Source organism: Synergistaceae bacterium DZ-S4, from assembly GCA_025943965.1.
GTDB classification, from domain to species: Bacteria; Synergistota; Synergistia; order Synergistales; family Synergistaceae; genus Caenicola; species Caenicola nitritireducens.
In genome coordinates this window covers 37,673-58,316 of sequence record JAPCWD010000008.1, presented here as the reverse complement: position 1 = coordinate 58,316, position 20,644 = coordinate 37,673, and the positions used below count along the sequence as shown (strand labels likewise).

At 51.3% G+C, this 20,644-nt stretch carries 19 protein-coding genes; 1 reads left to right on the top strand and 18 read right to left on the bottom strand.

What is annotated here, in order from left to right; genetic code table 11:
* Position 1: 1 nt before the first annotated feature.
* From OLM33_06480 to OLM33_06435, 10 genes are all read right to left on the bottom strand, one after another.
* Positions 2–1,183 (bottom strand): TRAM domain-containing protein, encoded by a 1,182-nt coding sequence (locus tag OLM33_06480; protein MCW1713316.1) that lies wholly within the window; start codon positions 1,181–1,183, stop codon positions 2–4.
* 49 nt (positions 1,184–1,232) lie between these two features.
* Positions 1,233–1,847 (bottom strand): recombination mediator RecR, encoded by a 615-nt coding sequence (gene recR / locus OLM33_06475; GenBank protein ID MCW1713315.1) that lies wholly within the window; start codon positions 1,845–1,847, stop codon positions 1,233–1,235.
* Between the two features lie 7 nt (positions 1,848–1,854).
* Entirely contained in the window at positions 1,855–2,166 is a 312-nt protein-coding gene (locus tag OLM33_06470) for a YbaB/EbfC family nucleoid-associated protein (protein ID MCW1713314.1), read from the bottom strand.
* Positions 2,167–2,305: 139 nt separating this feature from the next.
* Entirely contained in the window at positions 2,306–4,060 is a 1,755-nt protein-coding gene (locus tag OLM33_06465) for a WecB/TagA/CpsF family glycosyltransferase (GenBank protein ID MCW1713313.1), read from the bottom strand.
* A gap of 153 nt (positions 4,061–4,213) precedes the next feature.
* Positions 4,214–5,485 carry a serine--tRNA ligase gene (gene serS, locus OLM33_06460; protein MCW1713312.1) on the bottom strand — a complete coding sequence of 424 codons (1,272 nt, stop codon included), beginning with the start codon at positions 5,483–5,485 and terminating at the stop codon, positions 4,214–4,216.
* Positions 5,485–5,970: a 6,7-dimethyl-8-ribityllumazine synthase gene (gene ribE, locus OLM33_06455; GenBank protein ID MCW1713311.1), complete on the bottom strand. Its 486-nt coding sequence runs from the start codon at positions 5,968–5,970 to the stop codon at positions 5,485–5,487. Before ribE ends, serS begins: the two co-directional genes overlap by 1 nt.
* Before the next feature lie 24 nt (positions 5,971–5,994).
* Positions 5,995–7,236, bottom strand: coding sequence for a bifunctional 3,4-dihydroxy-2-butanone-4-phosphate synthase/GTP cyclohydrolase II (locus OLM33_06450; GenBank protein ID MCW1713310.1), 1,242 nt, complete (start codon positions 7,234–7,236; stop codon positions 5,995–5,997).
* 15 nt (positions 7,237–7,251) lie between these two features.
* Positions 7,252–7,917: a riboflavin synthase gene (locus tag OLM33_06445; GenBank protein MCW1713309.1), complete on the bottom strand. Its 666-nt coding sequence runs from the start codon at positions 7,915–7,917 to the stop codon at positions 7,252–7,254.
* Positions 7,899–9,005: a bifunctional diaminohydroxyphosphoribosylaminopyrimidine deaminase/5-amino-6-(5-phosphoribosylamino)uracil reductase RibD gene (gene ribD, locus OLM33_06440; protein MCW1713308.1), complete on the bottom strand. Its 1,107-nt coding sequence runs from the start codon at positions 9,003–9,005 to the stop codon at positions 7,899–7,901. The genes OLM33_06445 and ribD overlap by 19 nt, the downstream gene beginning before the upstream one ends.
* Positions 9,002–10,477 (bottom strand): excinuclease ABC subunit UvrC, encoded by a 1,476-nt coding sequence (locus tag OLM33_06435; GenBank protein ID MCW1713307.1) that lies wholly within the window; start codon positions 10,475–10,477, stop codon positions 9,002–9,004. Before OLM33_06435 ends, ribD begins: the two co-directional genes overlap by 4 nt.
* 89 nt (positions 10,478–10,566) lie before the next feature.
* On the opposite strand from OLM33_06435, the gene cysS reads away from it, so the two are divergent.
* Positions 10,567–11,970 carry a cysteine--tRNA ligase gene (gene cysS, locus OLM33_06430; protein ID MCW1713306.1) on the top strand — a complete coding sequence of 468 codons (1,404 nt, stop codon included), beginning with the start codon at positions 10,567–10,569 and terminating at the stop codon, positions 11,968–11,970.
* 72 nt (positions 11,971–12,042) lie between these two features.
* Here cysS and OLM33_06425 read toward each other — a convergent pair whose 3' ends face one another.
* The 8 genes from OLM33_06425 to purB form a co-directional block, all read right to left on the bottom strand.
* Positions 12,043–12,321 carry a MoaD family protein gene (locus OLM33_06425; protein MCW1713305.1) on the bottom strand — a complete coding sequence of 93 codons (279 nt, stop codon included), beginning with the start codon at positions 12,319–12,321 and terminating at the stop codon, positions 12,043–12,045.
* 58 nt (positions 12,322–12,379) lie between these two features.
* Entirely contained in the window at positions 12,380–14,194 is a 1,815-nt protein-coding gene (locus tag OLM33_06420) for an aldehyde ferredoxin oxidoreductase family protein (protein ID MCW1713304.1), read from the bottom strand.
* A gap of 1 nt (position 14,195) precedes the next feature.
* On the bottom strand, positions 14,196–14,672 hold the full coding sequence (locus OLM33_06415) for a 4Fe-4S dicluster domain-containing protein (GenBank protein MCW1713303.1): 477 nt from the start codon (positions 14,670–14,672) through the stop codon (positions 14,196–14,198).
* A gap of 184 nt (positions 14,673–14,856) precedes the next feature.
* On the bottom strand, positions 14,857–15,597 hold the full coding sequence (locus OLM33_06410; protein MCW1713302.1) for a 2Fe-2S iron-sulfur cluster-binding protein: 741 nt from the start codon (positions 15,595–15,597) through the stop codon (positions 14,857–14,859).
* Positions 15,587–17,506: a 4Fe-4S binding protein gene (locus OLM33_06405; protein ID MCW1713301.1), complete on the bottom strand. Its 1,920-nt coding sequence runs from the start codon at positions 17,504–17,506 to the stop codon at positions 15,587–15,589. The genes OLM33_06410 and OLM33_06405 overlap by 11 nt, the downstream gene beginning before the upstream one ends.
* Complete coding sequence (locus OLM33_06400) at positions 17,503–17,964, bottom strand: NAD(P)H-dependent oxidoreductase subunit E (GenBank protein MCW1713300.1); 462 nt, start codon at positions 17,962–17,964, stop codon at positions 17,503–17,505. The genes OLM33_06405 and OLM33_06400 overlap by 4 nt, the downstream gene beginning before the upstream one ends.
* A gap of 323 nt (positions 17,965–18,287) precedes the next feature.
* Positions 18,288–19,298: a class II fructose-bisphosphatase gene (gene glpX / locus OLM33_06395; protein ID MCW1713299.1), complete on the bottom strand. Its 1,011-nt coding sequence runs from the start codon at positions 19,296–19,298 to the stop codon at positions 18,288–18,290.
* Between the two features lie 32 nt (positions 19,299–19,330).
* Positions 19,331–20,641, bottom strand: a complete 1,311-nt coding sequence (gene purB / locus OLM33_06390) for an adenylosuccinate lyase (GenBank protein ID MCW1713298.1) — start codon at positions 20,639–20,641, stop codon at positions 19,331–19,333.
* Between the last annotated feature and the right edge of the window lie 3 nt (positions 20,642–20,644).

The following is a 20,644-nucleotide window of genomic DNA, read 5'->3' as shown; positions in this document are numbered from 1 at the left end:
ACTAGGGACGTATTCTTCCGAAGACCATTCTTCCGGCCGAAGTCTGCAGCATAGAGGTCACAGTTACCTTTACCCTCTCGCCGATCCTTTTGTAGCCGTCTTCTACGACGAGCATAGTTCCGTCATCCAGATATCCGACTCCCTGATGGGCCTCTTTGCCGATGCGGATTATGTCGATCTCCACGTTTTCGCCGGGAAGCAGCATCGGTTTAAGCGAATTTGCCAGGTCGTTTACATTGAGCACAGACACGCCTTCTATCTGTGCTATCTGATTCAGGTTGTAGTCAGTCGTGATAACCTTCCCGTTAAGCTGACGGGCAAGAACGACAAGGGCTTCGTCGACCTTTTCCCTTTCAAGGTCCTTCAGTGTCGTCTCCGGGATCTCTATGTTCAGTGTCCTGATTTTTTGCAGCTCAGTGACCACTGCGAGCCCCCTTCTTCCTCTGGTCCTTCTGAGAGGATCGGTGGAATCGGCAACTCCCTGAAGTTCTGCCAGTATGAACCTGGGCAGTACTATAGTCCCCTCAAGGAAGCCGCTCTGTGCCACATCAAGGATCCTGCCGTCGATGATGGCGCTGGTGTCGAGTATCTTGGGGATCGAGTAATAGAACTCGGGAGCGACCTCAATGTCGGTTTCTTTTTCTTCCTCGCCGTTCCTGCTTTTCTTTTTACGCTTTGGAAGGCGCAGCTTTATATCTCCTATATTTGTTATTACGCCCCATATGTCATCTTTCCTCTTGGCGAAGAAGCGAAGTCCCAGATAGCCCAGAGCCACATTCAGCAGCACCGCTATATAGACCCCGATCCCTCCGGGGATCCTGGACATTGGCATTGCTATAAGATTTGCCAGCAAGAGGCCCAGGATGAGCCCGAGGAGGCTTACAGTAAGTTCGGGTACACTCGTATTCTGAAGTTTTGATTCAGTGAACTGAGCGAATTTACTTACGCTGAACCAGAATAGAGGTGCAAGAATAAAGCCGAAACATGCTGAAAGAATAATAATAAAAACAGTTGTTGCGATCGGATGCAGCAGTGTCACAGACGGCCACCAGTTCTGCTCAATGACTATCTTTGATATCTGATAGCCGGCTGCCGCACATATAAATACCATCACTGCCCTTACCAATCTTTTCATAACAGCTGAAAGACCGGATCCTGACGACATTTTGTTTTCTCCTTTCATTCGATTATATTTTTGCCGCATTCTTTCACTATTGTTCATAAGTTTATGTCTATTTTCCGGGCATCTCCTTTCTCGATTCCATTGCCATATGAAGCGTGACCCTGTCCGCGTAACCTATGCTTCCCCCTACCGGAAGGCCGTATGACAGCCTTGATATTCTGACCGGTATTCCCCTGAGCGCGTCCTGTATCGCAAATGCAGTGAGATCTCCTTCGATCCTGGGAGCGGTAGCAAGTATTATCTCTTCGATCTTAAGATCACAGATCCTCTGCTTAAGCCTTCCTATACTTTCCTCCGGTATATCCTGGTCATCGAGGGGCGATACCTGTCCTCCGAGCACATGGTAAAGTCCGTTAAATATTCCTGCCTGCTCGATCGATATACAATCCTCATCGCTTTCAACGATGCACATGACTTTCCGGTCTCTCATTTTGTCCCTGCAGACAGAGCAAGGTTCTATATCAGTGATGCCGCCGCATTCACCGCAGTGATGTGTCTCTTCCCTGACCTGGCTTATTGTTGATACAAACTCACTGACCCAGGCGGGGTCCTGCTTAAGGATGAAAAAAACCATACGCCGGGCGGTTTTTTCTCCCACGCCTGGAAGTCTGCTCCATAGTTTTATTAGCTTAAATACTGAACCGGGCAGAGAAGTGGCTGACATGCTGAAGTTACATCAAACCGGGAAATCCGCCCATTCCCCCGGTAATTGAATTCATTTTGCTGTTGGCCGTCTCTCTGCTCTGTCGGATCGCTTCTTTGATAGCCGAGATGATGAGGTCTTCAAGCATTTCCACATCCTGTGGGTCTACAACTTCAGGAGATATCGAGACCGACAGGACATCTCCGTGGCCGTTCACTCTGGCCTTGACCATTCCTCCGCCAGAAACTCCCTCAACAACAGTATTTGCAAGCTGTTCCTGCGCCAGTGCCATTTCCGCCTGCATCCGCTGAGCCTGCTTCAAGAGTTTATCCATCTTCATATAATGATCTTCCCTTCGATAAAGACGTTATAAAGTTTGATTAAACAGAAAGTATACAACGATATTATTATTAGCGCCATATGCAAAATACGTATAGTTGTTATGAAATATTGATTATTTGTTTGGTCTCCGAAAGCTTTCAGATGACCTCAGACTCTTCTTCGGAGCTGTTTGGGTTAAATGTGTCAAGGTGAAGGGCCGTTAATAGTACATAGAAGGCAAATTCGGGCAATTTGAGTATCCTGCGCCAGCGCCATGGTTCCTGAATAGTACGGTAAAGCCATTCAAGACAGAGCTTTTGCCAAATCCTTGGAGCCCTTGTCAGCTTTCCTGATATCACATCCATTGTACCGCCTATTCCCATACCGACCGTCGCTCCCGTTTTAACAAGATTTTCCTCAAGCCAGTATTCCTGTTTCGGCACACCCAGTCCTACGAACAGGACCTTGGCACCCGATCTGCTGATGTCTATGCAGATCGCATCATTCTCTTCATCCTTGAAAAACCCGTTCCTTGTCCCGGCGATATTGAGTCCCGGGTATTTTTCGGAAAGTTTGACTGCCGCTGCCTCGGCAACACCCGGAGCTCCGCCCAGGAACCAGATCCCCCATCCCTCGTATGATGCCCTTTTGCAGATGTGTTCAGTAAACTCTACACCCGGTATCCTTTCCTGGATAGGAGTATGCAGCAGCTTGAGGGCGGCAATAAGGCCCGCCCCGTCAGGAAGCACCAATGCGGCATTCCTGATTATCCTTCTGTATCTTGAGTCTGTTCTGCTCCTCAGGGCCGCGAGCGCATCAGGAGTTACAATAATGCAGTGGTCCGTTCCTTTGTTTATCCAGTGCTGTACCTGGGTAATTGCATAGTTGAGTGATATATTGTCGACCCTGATGCCCCAGAGACCGGGTTTTCTGGCCTGACTCCTATCCGACTTCGAAGCATATCTGAAAAAGATCCAGGTGACAGTCGACAGAGCCACTGCAGCGGTAAGAAGGACGAAGAAACTGGCTGTTCCGATCTGAATGAAGGCGGCTATGCATCCAATGAACGCGCATATCATTACGACCGTATGGACCGAAGTAGCATGGTCCATGCCCCTGCTAAGGAGTTTACGGTAGAGGATAAGGTTGCCTGTGGGTTTTGGCGAAAATGCTGCGCTCACTACGCTTATCGACGTTTCAATAAGCGGGAGCATGAAGAGCCCGAGCGGAAGAACTGCAAGCGTGTAGAATGCGACGCCTTTGCTCACACCGAATATCGAAAGACCTGCGAACAGGGTCCCCCAAAGTGCGGTGAGCGGTTCTGTAAGCCTCCTGTACGCATGTATATGTCTGCTCCAGAAGACCAGTATGAGGACCATTCCGATGATACAGAGCTGTACTGCCTCTCTGAGGTTCTGCGAGGACAGCATTATGACAGTGGAGACAAGCGTCCAGCTTACTGTGAGCAGAAGGCCGCACATGCCGGGGATCTCATCTATCTCCTGGAAGAATATCGGAAAGACCCCGATCCAAAGCGTGCTGATAGCTATCGAAGCGAAGTAAGAGAGGTAGTAGTACTCGCCCTGGGAAAATTCAATGAAGGCTATCCTTGGCCCGAAGAGCGAAAATCCGAGGCCGACTATGAAATAGAGGAAGCGGAGATTTTTTCCCTTTGTGACTTTCTGGCAGAATCCAATACATGCCGCAGCGACACCCGCCGCGATCGTTATCCTGAGAGGCCTGTCAGGCGCCCATATCCCGCAAAGAGCCCATGCGGCGACCAGGGTAATATCCTTGAGGTAATAATACTGGTCGCTCTCAAGGTATTTTTTGAAGAATCTCTGTATGAATATGCATATGACTGCTACAAACAGCACGAGCAGGACTGTCAGTGTGTAATTGCTGTCAAACATCAATGACCCTTCCTTTGTCTGCATCAGAAGGGATCAACTCCCTCCCTGATTATCCTACCATGTTTGCGCGTATAACAAAAGAGAACGTAAACAACAAAAGTCAGGGGGGCTGTGCCACTCCCCTGACCCGTCGCAATTACCCCTCAGCGCTTTTTATTTTACGGTTTCAAGGCCTCCCGCGTAAGGACGCAGGACTTCGGGAACGGTAATGCTCCCGTCTTCATTCTGGAAGTTTTCCATCAGTGCGATCAGGCACCTTCCAATGGCTATGCCGGATCCGTTGAGGGTGTGGACATAGCGGGGTTTGCCGCCGTTCGCCGGGCGATATTTTGTGCCCATCCTCCTCGCCTGGAAATCTTCACAGTTGCTGCAGGAGCTGATCTCACGGTAACAGTCCTGGCTCGGGAGCCATACTTCGATATCATATGTTTTCGCCGCACCGAAGCCCATGTCACCCGTACATAAGCATATTACCCTGTATGGTATGCCCAGCAGCTGAAGCACTTTTTCCGCGCAGTTTGTCATGTGTTCCAGCTCTTCGTAGCTTCTTTCGGGGGTGCTGAGCTTGACCATTTCGACCTTGTCAAACTGGTGCTGCCTGAGCATGCCTCTCATGTCGCGGCCGTAACTGCCCGCCTCACGTCTGAAGCATGGGGTGAAGGCGCAGTAGTATTTCGGCAGGTCCGTCTCGCTCAATATTTCGCCGGCATGCAGGTTAGTCAGGGGCACTTCGGCAGTGGGTATCAGCCAGAGGTCATCGTTCGCACACTTGTAGAGGTCCTCTGCAAATTTGGGAAGCTGGCCTGTCCCGCTCATCGTTGCTGTGTTGACAAGTATAGGAGGGGCGATCTCGGTAAATCCATGCGCTGTCGTATGAAGGTCAAGCATGAAATTCATCAGAGCCCTTTCGAGCCTGGCCCCTGCTCCCTTGAGAACTGTAAAGCGGCTCTCCGCAAGCTGGACCCCTTTTTCGAAATCCATTATGCCAAGGGGTTCCCCGAGATCCCAGTGCGCTTTGGGTGCAAATGTGAACTCCGTTGGTTTGCCGTGTTTTCTTATCTCAACATTGTCGTTTTCGTCAGTTCCAATGGGAACCGAACTGTGCGGCCTGTTGGGAAGTCTCATAGCAAGGTCGTCGAGCTCGGCCTGGATCCCGGCCGTTTTCTCATCGAGCTCCCTTACCTTTTCACCGATAAGGCGCATCTCTTCCATAAGCACGTCGGCATTTTCACCGGCCTTCTTTTTCATTCCGACCTCTTTGGCTCCGGCGTTGCGTCTCTCCTTCAAAGCTTCCGCCTCAAGCAAGGCGTCGCGGCGCAGGGAATCCAGCTCAACAAATTTATCCAGCGGGAATGTGTAATTCCTGTTGGCGAGCATGGCGGCTACTTCGTCCGTATGCTCCCTCACCCATTTCATATCAAGCATCAGGCTTCAGCTCCCCTGTCCTTGCGGACCTCCTTAAGCAGGTTGGCTGTCTCGAGCGCGGCAAGGGCCGCATCAGCTCCCTTGTTTCCGGCTTTGCTTCCTGAGCGGGCAAGAGCCTGCTCAAGGTTGTCACAGGTTATTATGCCGAATGCAACGGGAATGCGGTGATCGAGTCCGACGTGAGCAAGTCCCTTTGCAGCCTCCCCCGCAACATACTCATGGTGGGTGGTGTCGCCGCGGATAACGGCTCCCAATGTAATTATCGCGTCATATTTCCCGCTCATCGCTATCTCTTTTGCAACGACAGGCTGTTCCCATGCTCCGGGTGTCCAGTAAACATCGATGTCCTGATGACGAACATCATGCCTTGTCAGGGCATCCTTGGCCCCCTCAATAAGCTTTGTTGTGATAAGTTCGTTGAACCTTGATGCTATTATCGCGAAGCGCAGGCCGCTTCCTATCATGTTTCCCTGGACTATTTTCATTTCAGCTCTCCCCTTTATGATCCTTTATTTTGCTTCTTCTTTTTCCATATCCAGACACATTGAGTTGCTCAGTACATGTCCCATCTTGCAGACCTTAGTGCTGAGATATTTTTCATTGTACGGGTTTGGGTCGACTTCGATAGGGACCCTTTCCGTGATCTCAAGTCCGTATCCCTTCAGTCCGGTAATTTTGACTGGGTTGTTGGTCATAAGTTTTATCTTTCGGAGACCCAGATCCGCAAGGATCTGCGCCCCAACTCCGTAATCTCTGGCATCCGGAGCATATCCCAGTGCAACATTTGCCTCTACGGTGTCCATTCCCTTTTCCTGAAGCTCATAGGCTTTGAGCTTGGCAAGAAGTCCTATGCCGCGTCCTTCCTGCCGCATGTAAAGAAGGACTCCCCTTCCCGCTTTTTCTATCATCATCATGGCCTTGTGCAGCTGGGGACCACAGTCGCATCTCAGTGAACCGAGCAGGTCTCCGGTGAAACACTCGGAATGTACTCTTACGAGGACATCATCCACCCCCTGGATCTCCCCCTTTACCAGGGCAAGGTGCAGTTCATTAGGGTTTTCACCATAAGGACTTGTGTAGGCGTGGCAGATGAAGTCTCCCCATGCGGTCGGCATGTGTACGGTCGCTTCACGCCTCACCAGTTTTTCCCTCATCACGCGGTGCCTTATCAGATTTTCGACAGATATTATCTTCATTCCGTGCTTAGCCGCGAATTCAATTAGCTGAGGGAGCCTTGCCATGCTTCCGTCTTCATTCATTATTTCGCAGATGACTCCGCCTTCGTTGAATCCGGCCATGCGGGAAAGATCCACGGCAGCTTCGGTGTGGCCGGCCCTCTTCAGGACCCCGCCATGACGCGCGACCAGCGGAAAAATGTGTCCGGGCCGGCGAAAGTCATCTGCCCTGGAGAGAGGGTTTGCCAGAGCTTTCGCGGTTATTGCCCTCTCTGCGGCTGAAATGCCTGTGGTAGTTTCTTTGAGATGGTCGACGGAAACTGTGAAGGCGGTTCCGTGCGCATCAGTATTGTGCTCCACCATGGGGTTGAGCTGCAGCCTTTTTGCCTGCTCGGCCCCGATCGGTACACAGACAAGCCCCCTGGCGTTTTTTATCATGAAATTGATGTCCTCTGTCCGGCAGCAGTCTGCCGCCATAACCAGGTCACCCTCGTTTTCCCTGTTTTCGTCGTCAACGACGATGATCATTTTCCCCTGCTTGATGTCATTCAGTGCTTCTTCGATCGTGTTGAACATTACTCAATGATCCCCCTAGGCCCAGCCATATTTTACAAGTTTATCCCATGTGAGAGAATTTTTCATCTCTTCGCCGCCTTGTGCGCCGGAAAAACGTGTATTAAGAAATTTTGTGATATATTTTCCGATCATATCAGTCTCTATATTTACCGCATCACCCTCTTTAAGTTCAGAGAGAGTAGTATCCGATATTGTAGTCGGGATGATACCGACGGAAAAGGTCTCCGCATCAACGTCGATAACGGTGAGGCTTATGCCGTCCACCGCCACAGACCCCTTTGGGACGATCCCGGAAAGTATCTCCGGATCGGCCCTGAAAAAGTATTTCCTGGTCTTTGGGCCGATCTCTATCTTCCGGACGTCGGCAAGTCCGTCTATGTGTCCCGACACGATATGTCCGTCAAGTCTTGAATCAAGCATCATCGCCCTCTCAAGGTTCACCCGCGAACCGCTCTTGAGGGTGCCCAGCTTTGTCCTTCTCCTCGTCTCCTCCATTATCTCAACGCTGAACGACCTGCTGTCGAAGCGTATGACCGTGCTGCATGCTCCCGATATGGATACGGAGTCGCCGATCCTGAGCTCGCCGGCAATTTTCGGTGCCTCAATGTCGATCTGCCAGACATCGCCTTTTGGATGTATGGCGGAAACAGTGCCGACTGTCTCTATAAGTCCGGTGAACATGAAAGCACCCCCCTTATCCAGATGTCTTCCCCGCATGGAGATATCTGCATATCCTTTATTGTGATCGCATCTTCCAGCGAATCCAATTTAAGATGCTCCGTAAAGCGGATCCCGCTTCCGAGCAGTTTGGGCGCCATGAAGAGAGATATTTCGTCCGCAAGACCGCGCCGGAGCAGCGAAGCGGTAAGTTTTGCCCCGCATTCGACCATCAGATAGTTTACACCTATTTCACACAATTTAGCCATAACATAATCCGGCTCCCGCTCTTCCGGGGCATCAATAATAAAAACCTCTGCTCCGAGCGCCCTGATACTTTCAATTTTTTTAGTGGGAGCGTCTTTTCCCGTAAAGAATATCAGCCCTTTTTCACTGAAAAGAGATGCGTTGAGCGGAGTCCTGAGCCTTCTGTCAAGTATTGCCCTTAATGGTGTCCTGCCTTCGGCCTCTCTTACAGTAAAGGCCGGATCGTCACCGAGGACTGTTCCGATCCCGGACAGAAGAGCGTCGCTCTCAGCCCTCATCATGTGGACCTTTCTCCTGGAAGCTTCACCTGTGATCCACTTGCTTGATCCGTCCTTAAGGGCAATGTTCCCGTCAAGTGAGCAGGCAGTCTTGAGTGTTATCCAGGGACGTCCCATTTTCATCCTTCTAATGAATCCCCTGTTTATCCATTTGGATTCCTTTTCGAGGATGCCGCTTGTAACCTCTATCCCCGTATCCCTTAGCATCCTTTCACCCATGCAGTCTACTTTTGGGTTAGGGTCCGTCATACCAACAACTACCCTGGATACCCCCCTCTCAATGAGCATGTGAGCGCACGGGGGCGTTCTGCCCTGATGGCAGCAGGGTTCCAGGTTCACATATACAGTAGCTCCCCTGACATCGCCGCCGGCATTCCTTACAGCTTCGACCTCGGCATGAGGCTCCCCGCAGCACCTGTGCCATCCGGAACCGATTATCGCGGAATCGCGTACGATCACACAGCCGACGCGCGGGTTTGGGCTTACGGAGGCAGTCCCGTTGAGTGCGAGGGAGAGGGCGGTCCTCATATAATGTTCGTCCAGTGTCCTTTGGTTCCGGGTCGTCATTTTTGACCGCTCCCTTCATCAGCCTGTCTGAGATATTCCTGTATCCTGCGGGCAAGCGTTTTTCCTATGCCCGGCGCGGAGGCAAGGTTTTCTTCCGCAGTATCCATTATAGCCCTGGTACTTCCAAATTTTGTGATCAGCTGAGCAGCTTTTGTCCGTCCGACACCGGGGACTTCTTCCAGTTTGCTCCTTCTGAAATTCCTGCTTCTGGCAGCCCTGTGGGAAGTTATAGCGTACCTGTGGGATTCGTCCCTGACATACTGCAGAAGTTTGAGTGCGGGATCGGTACGATCCAGGCGCAAAGGCTCTTTTCGATCCGGGATGTAAATCTCCTCTTCTTCTTTCGCCAGCGATATTATTGGTATGTCGGTGAGCTCGAGCTCCTTCATTGCCTCCATGGCAAACTCGAGCTGAACAGATCCTCCGTCAATAAGTATAAGCTGCGGCATCGGCTCCTGACCGTCGATGCATCTCCTGTATCTCCTGAGAAGAGTCTCCTTTATTGACCTGAAGTCGTCTATGCCCACGACGGTCCTGATGTTGAAGCGCCTGTAAAGGGAGGTGTTCGGATATCCCTGTTCGAAGACAACAACAACGCCGACGGTCTCCTTGCCGGAAGTGTGCGATATGTCGAACCCGTCTATACGCCATGGCAGCGTGGGCAGTTTTAAATGTTCCTGTAAACGGTTCAGAGTCTCCCAGTTGTTATCTCTGCCAGTCTCTATCTCGGGTATGCTGTTCCGCTGCCGGCTGACTCTCCATATTGCGCGGATCGTGTCCCTGAGGACCGCAGCCTCTTCGAACTCAAGTTCCTGTACGGCTTTGTCCATCCTTTTGCGGAGTTTTTCGACAAGTTCAAGGCCCCTTCCCTGCAGCATCATTATAACGTCCGCAGTCCTCTCCCTGTACTCCTTTTCTGAACAGAGGCCTGCGCACGGTGCAAGGCAGTGCCCCAGCGCATGTCTCATGCATGGACGGATCTTCTTATTGGACTCCTTTATCTCCCCCTTGCAGTAGCGAAGGGGCAGATATCTCTCAATAAGGCGGAGCAGTTCCCTGACTTCTGATACCCTTACGAAGGGGCCGATGTAGACGGCATCGTCTTCTTGTCTGTGTCTGGTAACCACTATCCTCGGAAATTTTTCCGATGTGACCTTTATGTATGCGTAGCGTTCGTTCATTTTTAGGTCTATGTTGAAAAAGGGCTGATAGAGTTTGATCAGCCTGTTTTCCAGGATAAGCGCCTCTATCTCTGTCTCCGTCCTGATCGTGGATATGTCCGATATGCTTTCCACCAGCTTCCTCAATCTGGGCGATGCGAAGCCTGAGTGGCGGAAATAGGATGAGACCCGCTTTCTGAGCGATTTGGCCTTGCCGACATAGATGATCTTTCCGTCGGGGTCACGCATCATGTAGACCCCTGGTTTGTCGGGGAATGATTTGATATGGTGCAGCAGGTCTTCTCTCTTCAAAAAATATGGTCCTTTCCGTGATTGCTGATGTCGGGTTCATGGTATAGGATATCATAGTATGGATAAAGTAGCATTCAGGAGGTGCCATTATGGCTCTGGCAGTTTATAACGACCTTACGAGGAAGAAGGAACCATTTGAACCGATAGAAAAAGGAAAGGTACGGTTTTACGTCTGCGGCCCGACCGTATACGATTTTTTCCACATCGGCAACGCGAGACCCTTCGTGCTTTTTGACGTATTCAGAAGATATCTTGAGAGTACGGGCTACAAGGTCATCTTCGTACAGAATTTTACCGACATTGACGACAAGATGATAAGGCGTGCCAACGAAATGGGCATCAGTGTCCCCGAACTGGCGGAAAAATTCATAGGCGAGTATTTTGAGGATGCCGATTCGCTTGGGATCAAAAGAGCCACAGTAAACCCGAGGGCTACGCACGAGATCGATGAGATCATCAGGATAGTCGGTACTCTTATCGAAAAGGGACACGCTTATGAAAAAGACGGGGATGTCTACTTCTCTGTCGTCAGCTTCCCCGAATACGGCAAGCTCTCTAAACAGGGTATCGAGGAACTGAAAAGCGGAGCAAGGATAGAAGTTGACGAGAGGAAAAATGATCCGCTCGATTTCGCCCTATGGAAGGCCAGCAAACCCGGGGAGCCCTTCTGGGAAAGCCCCTGGGGCAAGGGACGCCCCGGCTGGCATATAGAGTGCAGTGCGATGTCGACAAAGTATCTCGGCGACTCGATAGACATCCACGGCGGCGGAAGCGACCTGATATTCCCCCACCACGAGAACGAGATAGCCCAGTCTGAGTGCGCCTCAGGCTGTCAGTTCGTCAAATACTGGCTTCATAACGCATACATTATGATCGACAAGGAAAAGATGTCCAAATCTCTCGGCAACTTCATGACTGTCCGCGACATCAGGAAAAGGTTCAACCCTCTTGTGCTCCGCTTCTTCCTGCTGAGCGCACACTACCGTTCGCCCATCAACTTCTCTAAAGAAGGGCTTGACCAGGCACAGAGCGCACTTGAAAGGATCAACAACTGCTATGCAGACCTGAAATTCGCAGCTGCGAACCGGAGACCGTGTCAAAAAGACAACGCCCTGTCCGCGGCAGTCGAAAAGGCTTCCCTTGGATACACCGAGGCTATGGAGGACGACTTCAACACAGCGGGAGCGCTCGGCTGCGTTTTCGATGTCGTAAGGGCCGTAAATGTCCATCTGACCGAAAACGAAGGTTTCTGCGAAGAGGGCATAAAGGCTGCCAGGGACTTCCTTGAAAAAGTCAACTGCGTATTCGGCTTCTTCAGCGAAGACCACTGTGACGATCCGGACGAGGATATCGACGCGCTTCTGGAAGAGAGGGCGGAGGCAAGGAAGTACAAAAACTTCAGGCGCTCTGACGAGATCAGGGATATGCTTGCAGAAAAGGGAATAATCATTGAGGACACTCCCCAGGGAGCACGCTGGAAAAGGCAGATATAACCATCTAAATATAAAAGATCCCCCGGACCCGAAAAACAGGGTCCGGGGGATCTTTTATTGCCTGTTCAGTATCTAACCTCCGCCGATCAGTGGGAAGATCCTGACGTCATCCCCGTCCTTGAGCGGGGTGTCGTCCTTTTGCAGATGGAGCATGTGGTGTCCGTTGACAAGGATGTTGACCCGCTTTGAGATCTTATCCCCGTCCATGCAGAAATCCCGGAAAGCCTTTCCGTATTTTGCGCACAGATCCTCCATAAGAAGTGCAAGAGTTGGCCTGCAGGGCATCATTACCTCTTTTGCCCCCACCATGGTCCTTATATCAGCGAAAAAACCGACCTTGATCACTCTCATCCCCCCTGAAAGATTTGCTTCTATGTGACTGATACGATCTTACGTGTCAGGATGAAGCTCAGATGGTCATGAACTCCCTTAATCCAAGTGCCTCAAGTTTCTCCGGAGTAGGAACTCCGTTTTCATCCCATCCCCTTGCCTCGTAATAGTACGGCAGCATTTCAGGCACCCTGCTCACATTCCCCTTCATGGGGCCGGAGGATATCGGGTCATTGTACATCCTCTCCGGAAGAGCATCGTCAGCTTTTGTGAATCCGACGCTGAGGTTATAGAGCCTTTCGAGGTTGTATATCCTCTCTCCGGCAGCCGCAACGTCATCACCGGTGTATTCTACGCCGGAAGCGCCTGTTATCTCACTCGCTATCGCTGGTGCGCCGAGGGCGAATGTCGTGAAAAGACACATTCCCGCAGAGTCAACTGCCGCGGTAAGGTCCTGGAAACCTTTTACCCATGCCGGTTTCTCCGCTGTCGACTGCTGGTCGAGTTTCTCCGGTAAGCCGAGTATTTCAGGGGATATTGTATATCCGCGGACATGGCAGCCTCCCCTGTTCGAAGTGGCGTAATTGAGTCCTATGCCCTGTATTCCGCGCGGGTCGTATGCGGGCATCTCCTGTTTCTTTGCTGTCATCGATACTTCGGGATGTCCATATTTTGTTCCCAGTCTGAAGGAACCCTCAGCCAGTTCGTTTCCAAAGCCTTTTCTGTATGCGGTTGCTTCTACCAGGTCAATAAGCGCGTCTGCGTTTCCAAACTTGAGATCATGGCCGGCCTCTTCCTTGTTTATGGCGCCCATTTCGTAAAGATCCATGGCCGCGGCGATCGTACTTCCCATTGTTATCGTATCAAGGCCAAGCTCGTTGCAGATGAAGTTGGCCTTGTTGACGGCGTCAATGTCATCGATGCCGCAGTCCGGGCCGAATGACCAGACTGATTCATACTCCGGACCCTCGCCCTCACCGGCGTATTTACCCTCGCTCCATGCCACCCTTCCGCATCCTATGGAGCAGAAGGCGCAGGCCTTGTTCTTGTACATTCTGGTCGCTGCAAGCGATTCGCCGCCTACCTTGTCGGCCGTCTCAAAGTGCGACTCCCGGAAATTCCTTGTGGGAAGCGAACCTACCGAGTTAAGGATATTTACGAGAATGTTCGTTCCGAATGCGGGAAGCCCTCCGCTGGTGACAGCGTTTTCCTTGAGCAGTTTCTTGCTTGCCCTTACAGCGGCGAGGAATTTATCCTTGTCTCCAATCTTAACACCTTTCGTTCCCCTGACTACGATCGCCTTAAGGTTTTTTGATCCCATGACGGCCCCTACTCCGCTGCGTCCTGCCGCCCTGTGGTCATCGTTCATTATGTTGGCGAAGAGGACCTTGTTCTCACCAGCCGGACCAATGCATGCAACTTTAGCGTCAGGGTCGTGTCTGGCAAGAAGCGCGCCGGTGGTATCAGGAACATTTTTGCCCCAAAGATCTGATGCATCGCAAAGTTCCGCCGTTCCGTTGTAGATGTTAAGATAGACGGGTCTTGGAGACTGCCCTTCAAAGATCACCATGTCATAACCTGCATATTTCAGTTCAGGACCCCAGTATCCGCCCGAGTTTGACCCGGCAAGCACCCCGTTCAGCGGTGCCCTGGTCACGACTTCATATCTGCCCGTGCTGGAACCCATAGTTCCCGTCAGGACTCCGGTTGCGAAGATAAGGTTGTTTTCGGGTCCCAGTGCATCGACTCCGGGCCTGACCTCTTTCATGTAGTAATATACTCCCAGGCCTCTGCAGCCAAGGTATTTCTTTGCCGCATCCATATCGAGGGCTTCCTTTTTGACCGTGCCTTCCGTCAGGTTTACCCTCAGGATAGTCTCTGTCCAGCCTGCCATATTACTTCACCTCCTCAAGAGCCTGTTTCATTTTGGCCGAAAACGCCTTTTTCCTGTTGAGCGTTGCGGTATCGGCAGGTACATACTCGATCGCTGCAGTCGGGCAGAATTCAGCGCACAGGGGCTCTCCGTCGCAGTGATTGCATTTGATCGCGACTTTTGCGACCCTGTCGAACGCAATGTTCCCGAAGGGACAGGCCATAACGCACATCCTGCATCCGATGCACTTGTCGTCCTCCACCTTCACTACGCCTGTCTCCTCGTCACGTATCAGGGCTTTCGTCTTGCAGACCGCCATGCATGCCGCTTCTTCACACTGGAAGCACATCATCGGGACGTTGCTGCCCTTCGCGAACCTGAATACGTTGACTCTGGATATCGCCGGCCTGCACTCCCCGTTGTGGGACAGTGAACATGCCAGTTCACAGGTCCCGCAGCCGATGCATTTCTCCGGCGAAGTTATAAGTATCATTTCCATGCCGCATTCCTCCCTGTACTTTTTTGGATTCCCGTATGTGACCGGGTCGTGTAAAGACAAAAGGAGACCCGTAAAGGGTCCCCTTCTTTGCTAAGCGGCAGGCGGCGGGATCGCTCCCGCTGCCCAGTGCCCGCAGTTTCTTCATGAGATACTGCGGGTCGAAGGACAGATATTGTTGATGCTTTTATTTATTTTGAGATCCTGTCAAAAACTTGACGCTTTCAATATATTTTTGGCAGTGGTCGCAGTAGTCGCGGTCGTTCTCCGGCCTTCCTGCCCAGTCAAGCATTTCTTTTGTGGCAAAGAACATGCCGCACCTCCTGCACTGAAGGACATCGAACTCCTTATGCCAGATCTTCCTCTTTCCCGGAGACTCCTCATAAGTTATCTTTCCGGTCGGACATACAGTAGCACAGGAGAGACAGCCTATACATGCATCTGTTTCCATCTCATAAGGGGGCGCAACGTGTCTGTCAAAGCCTCTGCCTACAAGCTCTATAGCTTTTGTTCCGTTTGCTTCGCAGGCCCTTACGCATCTGCCGCACCTTATGCAGAGATCAGGTTCAAAAGCGAACCGCTCTTCACGGCTGACGCCGTACCGGGCACAGAGCTGCTGGATGACGGGGGATTTGGGATTTCTGTTTATGAGAAGCTGAAGGACTGTCCTTCTTGCTCTCTTTACCCTTTCACTTTCTGTTTCCACAGAGATGCTCCTTGTCACCGGGAACATGCAGGAAGCAACTATCTTTTTTCTGCCGGGTTCCTCTATCTCCACGGAGCAGAGCCTGCAGTTGCCTTCAGGATTTAGTCCCTCGTGATCGCAAAGGGTCGGGATGTCTATCCCGTTTTCCTGCGCCGCATGCAGCAGGATAGTGCCTTTTTTGACCTTTATCGGTGTGCCGTTGATCGTTATCTCAATCATCATTGCTCACCTCGTTTACTATTTCAACGGATGAGAAGGGACAGACTTCGAAGCAGGCACCGCATTTTATGCAGCCTGCCTGTTCAATGCGGTACTTCCCGCTCCCCGCGAGTTCGATGGTTTTGGTCGGACAGCTCTTTGAGCAAAGGCCGCAGCTTGTGCACTTCTCTTCATCGATCGTTATCCGGAACATTCCCGTGCAGACTCCGGCTCTGCAGAAGTGCTCCCTTTCATGCTCAACATATTCCTCATAAAAATATCTGATCGTAGAAAGCACAGGATTAGCTGCAGACTGCCCCAATGCGCAAAGGGCCGTGTCTGAGATGCTTTCTGCCAGCTCTTTCAGGGTGTCGGTGTCACCCTCCTGACCCATGCCTCCGGTAAGAGAGTGCAGTATTATCTGCATTTTTTTGAGTCCTTCCCTGCATGGTACACACTTACCGCAGGATTCCTCAACAAGGAAATCGATGAAATACCGTGCAATGTCCACCATGCAGGTCCTGTCGTCCATGACGATCATGCCGCCCGATCCCATCATTGAACCTGCCTGATCGAGGCTGTCAAAGTCGACAGGGGTATCGAGCATCGACGCGGGAAGGCATCCGCCGGACGGACCGCCTGTCTGTACCGCTTTGAAGGGCCGGGCCTTGGCTACTCCTCCTCCAATGCCGTATATCATCTCTCTTAGAGTGGTTCCCATAGGCACTTCGACAAGTCCGGTGTTCTTTACTTTACCGACCAGCGCGAAGACCTTTGTCCCGGAGTTGTTGGAAGAACCTGTTTCCCTGTACCGGGATGATCCGTTTGTTATGATCAGCGGAACATTCGCCCAGGTCTCAACGTTGTTCAGGACAGTCGGAGACCCCCAGAGGCCCTTTTCTGTGGATCTTATATACTTGACCCTCGGGACTCCGGGCTTTCCCTCGATTGAGGTCATGAGCGCAGTGGATTCGCCGCAGACAAAAGCTCCCCCGCCCTTGCAGATCTCAACATGGAAGTCAAATCCTGTGCCAAGGATGTCCTTTCCCAAAAGGCCGGCCTCTTCAAGAATGGTTATTGCGTTTGTAAGTCTCTTTACTGCGAGCGGATATTCATGCCTTACATAGATAATGCCTTCGCTTGAGCCGACAGCGTATGCTCCTATGGTCAGGCCCTCTATGACAGAGAAGGGATCGCCTTCCATAAGCGCCCTGTCCATAAATGCCCCGGGGTCCCCCTCATCGCCGTTTACCAGAACATAGCGTTTCTCAGAGGACGAGCCGCGGCAAGATTCCCACTTTACCCCGGCCGGGAAGCCCCCTCCGCCTCTGCCTCTCAGGCCTGATTCCCTGACCTCAGCGCAGACCTCTTCAGGCGTCATGCTTTCAAGGGCCTTTAGCAGCCCTGAGTAACCGCCGTGCGCCAGATAGTCTTCCAGGTCCAGAGGGGACATGCTGCTCATATTGCCAAGGACGAGCTTTTTCTGTCCGGAAAGGAAAGGGATGTTTTCAGCCGTTGGATCCTCAGATGGTTTACCGTCTTTGCCGTACATGGCTTTTGCCATGTATGGGCGCCCTTCCTTCAAAGAATCCAGAATGCCGGCGGCGTCCTCCGGCGTGACCTTCCGGTAATACCAGCCTTCAGGTTCGACATGTACTATCGGACCGTTCTCGCATGGCCCCATACATCCTGTCAAACCTGTCCTGAAGGTTTGGTCTTCACGGCAGATCATCACCTTGAGGTTTTGCCAGAAGGATCGGGGTCCCTCTGAAGATCTCTGTCCGATAAGCCTTTGGAATTCCTCCGCGACGGCAGGACTGCCGTTAGCAACGCATCCCGGTCCGCCGCATACCCATATTTCTTTGCCGGACCTCGTTCTGTTCGATAATTGTTCTTTGTAGGATCTCAGGGCGGAAAGGGTCCCGAATTTCATTCAAAGGCCCCCTTTGTGATAAGTTCTGCAGCTTTGGCAGGGTCCATCCTGCCAAAAGAATCATCGCCGCAGGTGATGACCGGAGCCAGGGCGCATGCACCGACACAGTTCACTGTTTCAAGTGTGAATTCTCCGTTTTCAGTCACGTCTCCCGCTTTTATGCCAAACCTTTTCTCCAGCTCATGGAGCACTGCGGCAGAGCCGCGCAGGTGACATGCGGTGCCCATGCAGACACGTATGATCTTTCTTCCTTTCTTTTTCATGCTCAGCGTCCGGTAAAAGGTCGCAACGGCAAAAACGCGGCTTTCCGAGACGCCGAGATATTGGGCAACAGCACGCATTGCCTCCGTTGATATGTAGTTTTCTGATTCCTGGATATCGAGAAGAACAGCAAGCAAATACCTGGGATCTTGCTTATAGGTAAGCAAAACCTCAGCGATTCGATCGATCTCCCCCAAAAGACCGCCCCCTCGCATATACTTGTGGATCAACTGCCATCAAGATTATCACTGCACCATTGAATGTCAAGTTAAAATATTCAAATAATTCTACTAATGTAATAACAGTAAATTCACAAAATATTAAAATAAAGGCGGCGTTCACAAAGAAAATACAAAGTTATATCACCATATTCAAAAATCAAAGATATTATTAAATGTCAGGACGGTAAATAATGGATATTAATTTCCGTTTTTTGCATGAACGGCCTGATGATCAAGAAAGAGGCAGCCCAAACTATCGGGCTGCCCAAATGTCAATTATCCGAGCGGCAATTCGTGTTTTAGAGGAAAGATACTGAGGTCGACTGTGCTCCGTATTTGATCCCGCTGATCTCGTCCAGCTTCTGAACGTTGTGGATCGCGTCGATGTAGCGTATGGTGCCGCTCTTTGCCCTCATAACGAGCGATGATGTGTGGACCACATCTCCCGCATAGCGTACGCCCTTCAGCCAGTCGCCGTCGGTGACGCCTGTAGCGGCAAAGAATACGTTCTCGCATGCTACTAGGTCATTTAGGTGTAGGACTTTCTCCACATCCATACCCTTTTCCTTGCACTTCTCCCTCTCCTCGTCGTTGCGCGGCCAAAGTTTGCACTGCATGTTGCCTCCGACGCACTTAACTGCACATGCTGTTATTACTGCTTCGGGAGAGCCGCCTATCCCCATTAGGAGGTCTATCCCGGAATTTGGTTTGCATGTTGAAAGAGCCCCTGCAACGTCTCCGTCGGGGATAAGCCTGATCCTTGCGTGCATGGAACGGATCTCCTTGATGAGCTCTTCATGCCTCGGCCTGTCAAGTACAATGACTGTCACGTCTTCGACCGATTTTCTGAGCGCCCTTGCAACGGCCCTTATGTTGTCCGAGGGAGAGGCATCAATGTTTATCGCATGTGCCGCAAAAGGACCTGTAGCTATTTTGTCCATATAGAAAATATGCTGTGGGTCAAACATAGTATCACGCTCTGCAAACGCAACTACGCTGACCGCGTTCGGGAGTCCCTGGGCCGTAAGACGTGTCCCGTCGATAGGGTCGACCGCGATGTCGACCTGCGGATCGCATCCGGTGCCGAGTTTTTCCCCGTTGAAGAGCATCGGAGCTTCGTCCTTCTCTCCCTCTCCGATTACGACCTGACCGTCCATATTGACGTTGTTGAGCATGAACCGCATAGCATTTACAGCGGCGCCGTCAACTCCGTTCTTGTCCCCACGTCCCATCCACCGTCCAGCGGCCATAGCCGCAGCTTCCGTAGCACGAACCATTTCGAGAGCAATGTTTCTGTCTGGAGCAGCCATTTGCAAATCCTCCATATTATTTTGTATTATTTTTATACAGGGATATTCTGCAATTCGGGAAATCTGCCGAATATCTCATCTATATGCTTTAGATAATACTCCAAATCAAATAAAGATTCCAGCTCACTCTCACTCATTTTGTTGATCCTCGGGTCATTTTTCAGGAGTTCAAGCAGTGGTGTTTTTTCGTTCCAGCACCTCATCGCATTACTTTGTGCTATTACGTAAGCATCTTCCCTGCTGATGCCTTCCCTTTCAACAAGTTCGACCAGTACTCTGCCTGTAAAAAGAAGGCCTTTTGTTATTTCAATATTTTCTTTCATCTTTTCTGAATTTACTGTGAGTCCGCTTATTATTTTAGTCATGGTTTTTGTCATGTACAGAACAAGGTGGAACACGTCCGGCCACATGACCCTCTCCACCGAAGAGTGGCTGATGTCACGTTCATGCCAAAGGGCTATATTCTCGACCGCCGGGATAGTGTAGCCCCTCAGAAGCCTTGCCATTCCGCAGACTCTCTCGCATAGTATCGGATTTTTCTTGTGGGGCATTGCCGACGAGCCCTTTTGACCTTTTTTGAATGGTTCAAGCGCTTCCAGGACTTCAGTTCTCTGCAGGTGGCGGATCTCAAGCGCCATCCTTTCAAGCGAACCCCCGCATATTGCGGCATCTGTAACTACGCGTGAGTGCCTGTCCCTCTGGATGACCTGCGTTGAAACCGGGTCAACAGAGAGGCCAAGCAACTCACAGGTCCTTGCCTCGATGGCGGGAGGACAGTTCGCATATGTGCCTACTGCGCCGGAGAGTCCTCCGACCATTATTTCCTTTTGTGACTGCGTGATCCTCTCTATGTCCCTCCCGACCTCGGCATAATGGTTCAGCAGCTTGAGTCCGAAGGTGGTCGGCTCTGCATGGATCCCGTGGGTACGCCCAGCGCATGGGGTCATTTTGTACTCAACTGCCTTACGGCCAAGGACCGTGCGGAGATCTCTCAGGGATGCAAGGACAACGTCCAGGCTTTCGGACAGGAGGAGGGAGGAGGCTGTGTCTATGACGTCGCTGCTCGTCAGGCCAAGGTGGACATATCGGCCCGACTCCCCTATGCACTCTGCCACGTTTGATACGAATGCGATGACATCATGCTGAGTAACTTCTTCGATCTCACGGATCCTTTCAACCCTGAATGATGCCTTTTCGACTATATTCCTGTAATCTTCGTCAGGTATCCTGCCGGCTTCGTTCCATGCCCTGCATACGGCAAGTTCCACGTCAAGCCACTTTTGAAAACGGTTCTGGTCGTTCCATATAGTTTTTATTTCAGGAGTTTCATAGCGTTCGATCATCTC